The organism is Pseudonocardia sp. ICBG601, assembly GCF_020496245.1.
On sequence record NZ_JAHLJA010000161.1, the window covers coordinates 21,172 to 32,581 of the forward strand.

11 protein-coding genes and 2 pseudogenes are annotated in these 11,410 nt (G+C 66.1%); 7 read left to right on the forward strand and 6 right to left on the reverse strand.

From position 1 onward, the window contains the following. Window positions 1–45: 45 nt before the first annotated feature. Window positions 46–955: pseudogene (locus KPL57_RS54725) on the reverse strand (IS5 family transposase); the annotation flags it as partial. A 4-nt stretch (window positions 956–959) separates the two neighbouring features. On the opposite strand from KPL57_RS54725, the pseudogene KPL57_RS54730 reads away from it, so the two are divergent. Then, window positions 960–1,238: pseudogene (locus KPL57_RS54730) on the forward strand (transposase family protein); the annotation flags it as partial. Between the two features lie 20 nt (window positions 1,239–1,258). Here the strand turns inward: KPL57_RS54730 and KPL57_RS54735 are convergent. Then, a complete protein-coding gene (locus tag KPL57_RS54735; RefSeq protein WP_226350739.1) occupies window positions 1,259–2,482 on the reverse strand; it encodes an ISAs1 family transposase in 1,224 nt (407 codons plus the stop codon). A 234-nt stretch (window positions 2,483–2,716) separates the two neighbouring features. On the opposite strand from KPL57_RS54735, the gene KPL57_RS54740 reads away from it, so the two are divergent. Then, window positions 2,717–3,733, forward strand: a complete 1,017-nt coding sequence (locus KPL57_RS54740) for an ATP-binding cassette domain-containing protein (protein ID WP_226358208.1) — start codon at window positions 2,717–2,719, stop codon at window positions 3,731–3,733. 536 nt (window positions 3,734–4,269) lie between these two features. Beyond that, entirely contained in the window at window positions 4,270–5,550 is a 1,281-nt protein-coding gene (locus KPL57_RS54745; protein WP_226358209.1) for an IS1634 family transposase, read from the forward strand. Here the strand turns inward: KPL57_RS54745 and KPL57_RS54750 are convergent. The 3 genes from KPL57_RS54750 to KPL57_RS54760 are packed head-to-tail and all read right to left on the reverse strand — an operon-like array spanning window position 5,541 to window position 7,131. Then, window positions 5,541–5,978, reverse strand: coding sequence for a transposase family protein (locus KPL57_RS54750; protein WP_226358210.1), 438 nt, complete (start codon window positions 5,976–5,978; stop codon window positions 5,541–5,543). The two genes, KPL57_RS54745 and KPL57_RS54750, sit on opposite strands and share 10 nt — an antisense overlap. 31 nt (window positions 5,979–6,009) lie before the next feature. Next, window positions 6,010–6,807, reverse strand: a complete 798-nt coding sequence (locus KPL57_RS54755; protein ID WP_226350737.1) for a transposase family protein — start codon at window positions 6,805–6,807, stop codon at window positions 6,010–6,012. A gap of 39 nt (window positions 6,808–6,846) precedes the next feature. Next, window positions 6,847–7,131 carry a transposase family protein gene (locus KPL57_RS54760; RefSeq protein ID WP_226358211.1) on the reverse strand — a complete coding sequence of 95 codons (285 nt, stop codon included), beginning with the start codon at window positions 7,129–7,131 and terminating at the stop codon, window positions 6,847–6,849. Between the two features lie 493 nt (window positions 7,132–7,624). Here KPL57_RS54760 and KPL57_RS54765 point away from each other — a divergent pair, with 493 nt between their 5' ends. Next, entirely contained in the window at window positions 7,625–8,065 is a 441-nt protein-coding gene (locus tag KPL57_RS54765; RefSeq protein WP_226358212.1) for a transposase family protein, read from the forward strand. On the opposite strand, the gene KPL57_RS54770 is transcribed toward KPL57_RS54765, so the two are convergent. After that, window positions 8,058–8,477: a transposase family protein gene (locus KPL57_RS54770; RefSeq protein WP_226358213.1), complete on the reverse strand. Its 420-nt coding sequence runs from the start codon at window positions 8,475–8,477 to the stop codon at window positions 8,058–8,060. The two genes, KPL57_RS54765 and KPL57_RS54770, sit on opposite strands and share 8 nt — an antisense overlap. A 252-nt stretch (window positions 8,478–8,729) precedes the next feature. On the opposite strand from KPL57_RS54770, the gene KPL57_RS68240 reads away from it, so the two are divergent. From KPL57_RS68240 to KPL57_RS54785, 3 genes are all read left to right on the forward strand, one after another. After that, window positions 8,730–9,416: an META domain-containing protein gene (locus KPL57_RS68240; protein ID WP_264199782.1), complete on the forward strand. Its 687-nt coding sequence runs from the start codon at window positions 8,730–8,732 to the stop codon at window positions 9,414–9,416. A 50-nt stretch (window positions 9,417–9,466) separates the two neighbouring features. Continuing rightward, window positions 9,467–10,069 carry a DUF1440 domain-containing protein gene (locus tag KPL57_RS54780; protein WP_226358214.1) on the forward strand — a complete coding sequence of 201 codons (603 nt, stop codon included), beginning with the start codon at window positions 9,467–9,469 and terminating at the stop codon, window positions 10,067–10,069. Between the two features lie 754 nt (window positions 10,070–10,823). Beyond that, window positions 10,824–11,270 carry a hypothetical protein gene (locus KPL57_RS54785; RefSeq protein WP_226358215.1) on the forward strand — a complete coding sequence of 149 codons (447 nt, stop codon included), beginning with the start codon at window positions 10,824–10,826 and terminating at the stop codon, window positions 11,268–11,270. Window positions 11,271–11,410: the final 140 nt, after the last annotated feature.

The following is an 11,410-nucleotide window of genomic DNA, read 5'->3' on the forward strand; positions in this document are numbered from 1 at the left end:
GTGTGCCCGCGGTGTGGGTGACGACGGAAGGTCGTCGGCACTGAGAGCGTGTTTGGAAATTCTAGTGGGTTGAGGGTGTCGTGTGTTTCTGCTGGCGGGTGGCGGGGTATCCACGGGCGATGCGGCGGGTGATGGTGTTGATCGCGGCCCAGCGGATCATGGCTTCGGATGTGGTGGGGTGGCGTTCGTAGTCTCGGGCCAGGCGTCGGTGTGCGGTGAGCCAGGCCAGGGTCCGTTCGACCACCCACCTTCGTGGGAGGACGGTGAATCCGCGCTGCTCGGGTGGCTTGCGGATGATCTCGATCGTTGTCTGCAGGATCGTGGCGGCCCAGTCGAGCAGTCGCCCGGCGAAGCCGGCGTCGGCGTAGACGAACCGCACCCTGGTGCGCAGGTAGAGGTTGAGCAGGATCGGCTTGGCGCCGTCGCGGTCCTGTACCGAGGCCGAGCACACCATCGTGGTCAGCAGCAGACCGAGGGTGTCGGTCACGATGAACCGTTTCCGTCCGCCTGTCTTCTTCCCGGCGTCGTAGCCGCGGGAGTCCTGGCCGACGGTGTCGGCGCCCTTGACCGACTGGGAATCGATGATCCCCGCACTCGGCTCCGGATCACGGCCCTCGGCGATACGTAACTGCCCCCGCACGACCGGGAGGATCTTCTCGGTGACCTTCTGCTGTTCCCACTGGTTGAAGTACCAGTAGACGGTCTGCCAGGGCGGGAAGTCCACCGGCAACGCCCGCCAGGCACACCCGGTCCGCACGACATACAAGATCGCGTCCAGCACGTCCCGACGAGCATGAGCAACAGGCCGCCCCCGCCGCGCGAGCGGCGGTAACAACGGCTCGATCACCACCCACTGGGCATCACTGGTGTCCGAGGGGTACCGGCGCGGTCGTTCCTGCATGCCGACCACGATGGAGCACCCCAGCCGTGTCGACCATCCCGACACACCCACCATTTCCAAACACGCTCTGAACGTGCAGGTCATCGCCGACCCCGTCGGCAGGCTGGTGTGGATCTCCCCACCGCTACCCGGAGCCCGGCACGACATGGGTGCCGCCCGCGCCCACGGGATCATCGACGCGGTCAACACCGCCGGGGTGCGGGCGATCGCTGACACCGCCTACCAAGGCGGCGGGCCCGCGATCACCGTCCCCCACCGACGCCGCCGCCGCGACCTCGACACCGGCCGGTACCGGCCCCTGTCAGCGAATCAGAAAGCGGTCAACGCCGCCCACGCCCCAGGGCCCCGGCAAAGTCGCTAGATGATCTTGTAGGTGGTCAGTGGTCGATGGGGGTCGCGGGCGTGGTGGCGGAGTGCTGCGGCGATGTTGCTGACGCCGTGCAGGCGTAGCGCGGTGATCGCGAGGTTCCGCAACGCCGACATGACCTGCGGGGCGTGACCGGTGTGGGCGGTGGCGCGGTCTTCGTCGAAGCAGACATCACGGACCCAGTGCAGGCGATTCTCGATCGACCAGTGCCCACGGATCCAGCGGGCGAGCAGTCCTGGATCGGCGTCGGTGCTGGTCAGGCTGGTGATCGCGTAGGCGGTCTCGGTTCTCCACTTCCCGCCAGGCCGCAGTGGGCGACGCCGGCGCACCAGCTTGATCGCCTGGGATGCGTGGGGGAAGAACTCTGCGCCCAGGTCGGGACAGGGGTGCAGGCTGACCACGCTGATCGTGCGGGTCTCGACGCGGCCGTGCCCACGCCCGCGTTGACGATCAGCGACGCCGATCTGGGTCCAGGGCAGCGCCCGTACCCGTGCCAGCAGCGTGGGCTGGTTCGCTTTGATCGTCATCAGGTAGTGCCCGCCGCGGCGGTGTAGGTAGTCGGCGTGGGCTCGCTGGGTGTGCAGAGCGTCCGCGGTGACCAGTACATCGTCGAGGTCGAGGGGGTCGAGCAGCGCGGTGAACGCGGTGATCTCGCTGCCTTTCTCTGCGACCTGAACCTGGCCGAGCACGCCACCGCTGGTCTGGTCGAGCACCGACACCAGATGCGGGAGCCAGACCCTGCCGTCGGCGGCACGGACGCGGGCGCCGCGCAGGGTCTTGCCGTCCAAGGCCAGCACGCGACGCTGTTCTCGCCGGGGTGTGCCCTCCGGGGCCGGCTGGGCGCTGAGCTGGGGCAACACCCAGGACTGCAACGCCGCCTCCAGCGCCGAGGCGTCGACCCGTTGCAGGACCCGGCGGATGGTCGACTCGTGCGGAGCGACCGCGCCCACCCCGAGCACGTCCAGCACGGCGCGGCCGACGTCATGGGCGTACTCGGCGATCGCGGTGAACGACCGGGCCCCCGCCAACACCGCGCACGCCCCCAGTAGCAACACCGCGAGGACACCGTGGCGGACACCGCGTGGTTTCCGCGGGTCCGGCACTCGCGACAGGGCCTCCACCAGCGACAACCCCGCCGCCTCACCGACCGGCGCGGCTCTCCCCGCGTCAGGACCGACCTCCAGGCCTTCCAGAGCAGCAACGATCGGAGACACTGACACTGCGGACACAGGCTTCCTGACGTGAGCAAGGATTCGACACCCTCATGATCACGCCAAGCCTGTGTCCGCACCCACCCCGCACGTCACCGCAGCTCAGGACCCACCCATCACGACTTTGCCGGGGCCCTGGGACCCCACCATCTTCTGATCCTCGACGAGCCCGACAATTACCTCGACGTCGCAGGGAAAGAGTGGCTGGAGCGACTGCTAACGAACTCGGATAAGTCCGTGCTGTTCATCAGCCATGATCGCGAACTCATCGCGACCGCCGCCACGAAGATTATCACTCTCGAACCGACTGGGGCCGGTGCTATCTCATGGACGCACGGCGGAAGCCTGGATAGCTACGCAGAAGCACGCGATCACCGGAACAGACGGCTCGGTGAGCTCCGCAAGCGATGGGACGAGGAACGCGTGCACCTGCGCACGCTGGTCCACACATTGCGCGAGAAGGCCAAGTACAACGACGGCATGTCCGCCCGCTATCATGCTGCTGTGACACGGCTGGACCGGTTCGAGGCAGCAGGGCCGCCGACCGAAGTGCCCTGCCAACAACATCTTGCGATGCGCTTGCAGGGCGGGCGCGCGGGCAAGCGGGTGCTGCGTTGCCGGAAACTCTCGGTTCCGGCTAAGTTCCAGCCCTTTGACGCCGAGGTGTTCCACGGCGATCGCGTGGCGGTCCTCGGCCCGAACGGGGCAGGCAAGACACACCTCCTCGCTTTACTGGCTGCGGAGGGGAACGTTGATACGGGGCAGCAGAGAACCCCCCTGGGCCGCTTGATCACGTACACCGGTGATGTTCAGCTGGGCGCTCGTGTTCGAATCGGTTATTTTTCCCAGACCCAAGCGCGACCAGACCTCGCGCACAAGACACTCCTGCAGGTTCTCCACGAAGGTGACGGTCAGCGCGACGGGCTCGTCCGCGAGGATGCCTCTCGCGCCCTGGCCCGCTATGGGCTGGCGCGGGCGGCCGAGCAGTACTTCGACCAACTCTCGGGTGGACAGCAAGCCCGGTTTCAGATCCTGTTGCTCGAGCTGAGTAGGGCCACGATGCTCCTTCTCGACGAACCTACGGACAACCTGGACTTCGAATCGGCGGAAGCTCTCGAAGTCGCTCTGAACGAATTCCAGGGGACTGTGATCGCGGTTACCCATGACCGGTGGTTCGCGAAGAACTTCGACAGGTACCTGATCTTCCGTACCGACGGTTCGGTAGAGGAGAGCGAACGGCCAACCTGGCGATAAAAGCGCAAAGATCGGCGCGGCGAGGCTTGTTCGGGGCCCGTTAAATAACGATCTCGCCCGGCGTGTCGGGTTGGGCGACAGCCCGCCCATCGCAAAAATTGGTTTGCTGAATCAATTCGAGATGAACGGGCTGTCGCAGTATGTACTATACCACTGGTTTCCGGCGTGATGAAATTCAGGATCTTGCCGCTCTAGTGTATGATCAGGATCAGCGGAACGCGACTGGGGCACGTTTGTCTTGGCCGCCGATTCTGGGATCGCTCTGGGGGCTTATTCATAAGCCGCAAAGAAGTAGAGGCCTACGATTGCCGCAACTGTGCTTGCGTATTTGCTGATGGGGTAGCGGTATCGGCCACCTTCTTCGCTGAGCATGCGCCATGTTTTGAGGTGCGCGATGGCGTGTTCGACGGCTGCGCGGATTCTCCTGACTTTGGTCACCCGAGCCTGGTTTCGCAGCTTGTACTGCGCTGAGCTGCGGTGATGTGTTTGCGCGGGAGCGGTGTGAGGCACTAATTCGGTGCTCTACGCTCGGTCAGGTGGCGTGGGTGAGGCGGGTACGGACGGCCTCCGGGGCGACCGCGGTCCAGATCGCCGAGTCCGTGCAGGGCCATCGACGGATCGTGGCCCATGTCGGGTCAGCGCACACCGAGGCCGAGCTGGGCCTGCTGGTCGAGCAGGCCCGTGGGCTGATCGACGACGCTGCACAGCAGGCCCTGGATCTGGGCGTCGCGCCGTCACCCCGGCGGGCCGAGCTGATCGCGCCCACCGCGGCCGGCGGTGCCACGCAGGAGGGGCTGTTCGGCCAGATGCCGCGGCGCGCCCCGAGCACCACAACCCGGCGGGTGGGTGCGCCGCAGGTGATCACGACCGGGTCGCGGGTGCTGTTCGACATCCTCGCCGAGGTCTACGCGGGCCTCGGGTTCGCAGAGGTCGCTGATGACACGTTCCGCGACCTGGTGATCGCCCGGATCGTCGAGCCCACGTCCATCCTGGACACCGGTCGGGTGCTGGCCGGTCTGGGCGTCACCGCGGCGAGCGAAAAGACGATGCGCCGCACCCTGCTGCGCTGCACCGGGCGCAGCTACCGCGACGAGATCGCGAGGGCCTGCTTCACCCACGCCCGTGGCAGTGGGGATGTGTCGTTGTGTCTCTACGACGTCACCACCCTCTACTTCGAGGCGGAGAAGGAGGACGACCTGCGCAAGGTCGGGTTCTCCAAGGAACGCCGGGTCGACCCGCAGGTCGTCGTCGGGCTGCTGGTCGATCGCGCAGGGTTCCCCCTCGAGATCGGCTGTTTCGAGGGCAACAAGACCGAGACCGCGACGATCCTGCCGATCATCGAGGCCTTCCGGGCCCGACACCAGCTGCCGGTCGAGCCGGGCGGGATGGTCGTGGTCGCCGACGCAGGGATGCTCTCGGCCGCGAACCTGCGCGACCTCGACGAGGCCGGCCTGCGGTTCATCGTCGGCTCCCGACTCACCAAGGCCCCGGTTGACCTGGAGTCGCACTTCCACTGGCACGGCGACGCCTTCGTCGACGGGCAGATCATCGACACCCTCACACCACGCGACCGCCGCACCGGGCGCAGCGAGAACAGCCCGAAGGTCAAGGCCGAGCCCGTCTGGAACCCCAACCAGCATCCGGGATCCTGGCGGGCGGTCTGGGCCTACTCCACGAAGCGGGCCGTCCGGGACCGGCGCACGTTGACCCTGCAGGAGAACCGGGCCCGCGAGGTCATCGCCGGCGAGAAGCCCGCGCGCACACCGCGGTTCGTCAAGGTCACCAACGGCTCCCGCGCCCTGGAGGCTTATTCATAAGCCGCAAAGAAGTAGAGGCCTACGATTGCCGCAACTGTGCTTTCGTATTTGCTGATGGGGTAGCGGTATCGGCCACCTTCTTCGCTGAGCATGCGCCATGTTTTGAGGTGCGCGATGGCGTGTTCGACGGCTGCGCGGATTCTGCCGAGGGCGGTGTTGAACTCGACTTGGCTGGGGTCGAGGTCGATACCGGGGGATCGCTTGTGCGGGACCGTGTTGATGCCCTCGACGCCGATGTAGCCGAGGTCGGCGACGGACGGGAGATCGCGCAGACGCTCCGCCAGCCCGGATGCGGCGTAGGCATGTGCGTCGTGGCGGGCGCCGTGAATCGGGACTTCGCCGACCGCGACGAGGACTCCGTCGAGGGTGGCGGCGATCTGCAGGTTCATGCCCGAGTAGCCGGCCTTGACCGAGAACAGGTCGGACACTGAGCCTTTTTCAACCTGACGTTTGTGCTGGTCAGGTAGCTGTGATCATGAGGGTCTGGACCGCGGCGACGAGCTGGGTGGCCTGGTTGGGGCTGGAGCGGATCTTGCGGAGGATCTTCCAGTTCTTCAGCTCGGCGTTGACCCGTTCACCGGGTGCCCGTCGTCGGGCGTGGGCGGCGTTGACCGCTTTCTGATTCGCTGACAGGGGCCGGTACCGGCCGGTGTCGAGGTCGCGGCGGCGGCGTCGGTGGGGGACGGTGATCGCGGGCCCGCCGCCTTGGTAGGCGGTGTCAGCGATCGCCCGCACCCCGGCGGTGTTGACCGCGTCGATGATCCCGTGGGCGCGGGCGGCACCCATGTCGTGCCGGGCTCCGGGTAGCGGTGGGGAGATCCACACCAGCCTGCCGACGGGGTCGGCGATGACCTGCACGTTCAGGCCGTGGCACTTGTGTTTGCCGGAGTAGAACGCCCGGTCGTAGCCGGATGTCATGCCGACCCGGTCGATACGCAGCAGCGTGCCGTCCAGGATCACGAACGCCTTCCCAGCGGCGACGGTGATGGCCTGTTCCAGGGTCGGGGCGAGCGCGGCGAGCAGACCGATCGCCTCGGTCAGGTACCGGTACACCGTCGCGGTGCTCACCGCGAACCCGCAGGCCAGGGCAGCGTAGGTCTCGCCCTTACGCAGGTAGGCGAGCACCAGCAAGGCCTGCCGACCGGCTGAGAGCCGGCGCCAGCGTGTTCCACGCTGACGCCGATGCCCCCGGAGAAGATCAGCAAGATCACGGACGCTACGGCTGGACACGTTCATCCCGGATGGGTAGGACAGCACACGGGGCTCCTGGCAGACGACGGTTCGACACCCATCCGTCTACCAGGAGCCCCACCCCGGCCGGCCTTCACGCCCCTGACCAGCACAAACGTCAGGTTGAAAAAGGCTCACTGCGTTCCAGTCCCACGTCGGGCACACGGTGCCATCGACCAGCACTGTTCCGCCTCCGAGGACCTCCCGCGGGTCGGGCACGACGTCGGCGAGGACCTCGCCGATCACCGGGCGCAGCAGGTCCCAGCGGCGACTGACCGTGGACTGGCTGACCCCGAAGATCGCGCCCGCGAAGTCCTGGGTCACGTTCTTGCGCATCAGCGTCACCACCATGGCCACTGACCGGAACAAGCCCAACGCAACAGGCCTACCTGCAGAAACGAACTTGCCGCCGCATCGGGCGTGTACTCTCACCACCAGATCGGTGAGTTGTCTATCGTCCAACCCTGTCATAGCTTTGAATCGCAACAGCTCTTCGCCGATCCTCGTTCGATGCCTGGGAACACCGAACAAACCGGCAAGGGCTGTTGCACTTCAAGCGCGACACACCGCCGTGCCGGTATCGAGACAAAATCGCCGGTGACGGCTTCCGCAGATCAACAGAATTACTCCCTTGTGAATAAGCCCCCTGGACGAGGCCTCCTTGGCTCGGGCATACCGGTTGGTCGGGTTGAAGGGTGAACCGTCCTGGGTCTGCGAGAGGCTGAGAGGCTTATTCAGGGCCCGTGAAATAACGATCTAGCCCGGCGTGTCGGGTTGGGCGACAGCCCGTCCATCGCGAAGATTAATTTGCCGAATCAATCCAAGATGAACGGGTTGTCGCAGTATGTACTATACCACTGGCTTTCGGCGTGATGAGATTCAGGATCTTGCCGCTCTGGTGCATGAGCAGGATCAGCGGAACGCGACTGGCCTGCGACGGCCTTGGCCGCCGATTCTGGGATTGTTCTGGTCGGTGGTGATCACGTTGGCGTATCTGCGCGGGAATCGTGTGCAGTGGGAGTTGGCGGAAACCTACGGGGTGTCGCAGTCGACGGTCAGTCGAGCGATCGCGGGGGTGACACCGTTGCTGGCACAGGCACTGCGGAGTGTCGTTCCGACTGCGGGAGGAGCTTCGTGCCGATCGGCAGTACATCATCGACGGAACCCTACTGCCCTGCTGGTCATGGACCGCCGTACCAGGTCTGTGGTCGGGCAAGCATCGCACCACCGGCGTCGTCGTCCAGGTCGCAGCCACCCTGAGGCTTATTCAGGCTCCGTCAGGTAAGTGTGTAGAAGATGAGTCCGATGACTGCCGAGATTGTCGTTTTAAATGTGGCGTAGGGTCGGCGGTAGTCTGTGTGGAGAACTTTCCACGTTTTGATATGGGCGATGACTCGCTCGATGGTGGCGCGTGTGCGGTTGAGGCTCTTGTTGAATGTTTTCTGCCAGTCGAGAAGTTCCCGGCCGGGTTGTTTTTTGAACGGGGTGAGCATGCCGCGCCCGATGTAGCCTTTATCGCCGATCGGTGGGTATGTGGCGAGGTGGTCGAGGGCGCCGGATTGGTCGAGGCAATGTAGGTCGTGTCGGGAGCCTGGGGTCGGGTCGGAGATCCAGCACGTCCCGACCCCAATAGCGCATGAACTCGTAAGACAAGTGACCGAAGTCAGGACGGACGCGCAGCGGCCGGAGACCGACACGGCAACGCCAGATCAACAGCGACCAGAGGCGGCGAGGACGAGCCGGACACCGCCCAGGCCTGACCGAGGACGGGAGACGCGACTGGAGAACGCCCCAGGCGGCGAATGGAGACCGCCGGCCAGCCAGGCCGGCTGCACCAACACGCGACAGCGCGGTGCACCGAGCCCGTCCTGCGGCCCGCAGCAGCGCCACGAGCAAGCACCCACCGTGGACCATCACTACCGGCGAGTAACCATGTTCTCCTGAAGCCCATGCACACGATCTCCCGCGCACGCCGCGCCGGCGCCGCAGCACTACTCGCCGCCGCCGCACTCACCACCGCCGCAGCCATGACCACCAGCACTGCCACCGCAGCCACCCCCCACACCGCCGCCATCAACGCCGCCGACAACGGGCGGCCCTACTACGAGGTCTGGGAACCCGGACAGCACCGCCCCCACCACCCCGGAGAAGTCCACGTGCCTCGCCCTGACACCACCACCACCGACACCGACGGCCCCCACGCCGTCGGACCACTGCCCGCCACCCCCGCAGCAGCCGACACCGCAGCACGAGCAGCCGTGACCGAGCCGATCCCGACCGTCGAGCCGGCGACACACCCCCTACAGCAGGCCCTACTCGGACGCTGGACCCCCACCGACGACAGCGCCGGCGGGCGGGCATTCGTCGAATTCACCGACAACGGCCACTGGACCGGCTCCGACGGCTGCAACACCCTCCACGGCACCTGGACGGTCTCCGCCGACGGAGCATTCGTCGCCGACGCCGACCCGACCACTCTCATGGCCTGCGAGAACGTGCCCATCGCAGAGTGGCTCACCCAAGCCATCCACGCCCGAGTCACCCACACCCACCCACCGACCGAACCACCGGCGAGACTCTCGTCCTGCACGACGGCTACAGCGACCTCACCGACCCCGCCGGCAACATCACCCTGACCCGCCATCACCCCTGACACCGTCCTCGCGCTCCGAGCACCCGTAGGCACGTGCTCAGCACGTCCCATACCCTCGCGCTCTTCACGGCCTCCGACCAACACCATCAGGCCGCGAAAAGCTCAAACCACCCTGAAATTCACATGAACACGCGCATGTCAGCAACTATGTACAGAGTCATCATTGCGGCCGCAATGTCCGGCCTCGTCAAGCTGGGATGGGAAGTCATCCTCCCCGCGCGCACCCCAGACAGAGCGTCACCGCCTGTGGTCCTACTCGAACAAGCCGGGCTCCCCGCAAACGAATGGACCTACACATTCTCTGCCCACACAATAAACTTCGGAGGGATCACAACACATTTCATCTTCTGCGCCGTAGCGGCGGCCGCATTCCTCTTCCTCGCGCAGCGCATCCACCTCAACCGGATCTGGCTGGTAACCCTGTTCGGGACCGGCGCATGGCTGGGCTTCCACTGGATCGCCTTACCCCTCCTCGGATTGACCCCGGCAACTGCGGACCTCCCGTTCGACGAGAACCTTTCAGAGTTCCTAGGGCATTTGCTGTGGGCATGGGTGATCAGCTACTGCACCACCACCGGCACACCGGAACTCGCTCACGAAGAGAGGACGGTCAAGGTCGGCAACCCCGATACCTGACGAACCACGTGACGGCCCCCAACGGGCAGCCATTCGCGTGAACACTCTCCCCCGCGACGAACGCAGTGCGTAGCCGACATACACCGACCGAGTGGTGGTGCGTGGCCTGCAGTTTCCCGCGCAGGGCGCCTGTCGTTGCAGCTGGTACGGGCTCCCCCTCGTATTCGAGTACCAGCACTACCTGGAGGACATGCGTGATGTGGAAGAAGGCCGGAATTGTCGTGGCTGCGTCGGCGGCATCGCTGATGGCGCTCTCGCCGGTGGCGATGGCCCACACCAGCAGCGACCGGGGTGACCATGGTGACCACGGGATCGACAAGAGCGCCGAAGGCCTGATCGCCGGGCTGAACGGCAACAACGTCAACGTGCCCGTGCAGGTGTGCAACAACAACATCCCGGTCAACCTCGTCGGCCTGCAGGTCCCCATCGAGGACGCCGCCGCTGCGAACGGCCTCACCGGCGCCCTCGGCATCCTCGGAGAGGCCAAGGCCAAGTCTGGGGACTCGGTCACCGACCAGTCCGATAACTGCGCCCAGGCCAGCGACACCGGCGACACCGTGAAGGGCCACAGTAACACCCCCCGCACAACGCGGTCATTTGCCCCGCGCGTGCAGAACAGAGCCCCGCACTCCGAGCGGCCACGGCACCGACAGCACAGGGTGCCGACAACCCCCGGGGTGCGGGGCTCTCCCACACCCCCCGGGCGCCCCCACGCCGGGCGACGGTCACACCGGGCGCTTCTACACTGGTCCCCGTGTCTGACCGCTCCGACCCGATGGGCCCCGACGACATCCTGGTCATCGCCAGCCAGGACTTCACCGTCCGCGGCAACAAAGACCTCTACCAGGCCTCCTACGCCCTGATGAGCTACTTCTCCGGGCTCTGCCGACACGGCCGCATCGCCGACGCCTACGCCGGACCCACCCAGCCTCCCGCCGAACACGGCTACGACCCCCGACGACCTCGGCGGCGAGCACCTCACCGTCCGGATCGAAGTCATCGCCGACACCGTCGACCACGGCACCACCACCGCCCTCGAGACCATGCACCGCGGCTTCACACCACCCTCGCCCGGACACTGCCCGACCAGTACAGCCCCGACGAGATCCAAGTGCTGACCATCGCCATCGGCGGCGACGACCTGACCATCACCCACCTCGACCGCACCGCCGCCTACCGACGGGTCGGCCTCACCCCCTGACCCGATCAGCAGTGACCACCAGTCTCCAGGCCCGACCCGCCCGGGATCGAGCAACTCCGGATGGGCCCGTAGATAGGCATCCCGCACCTGCCCCGACAACCGCCCCCGCGCACCCACCGGATAACCCTGAGCCTGCGCCC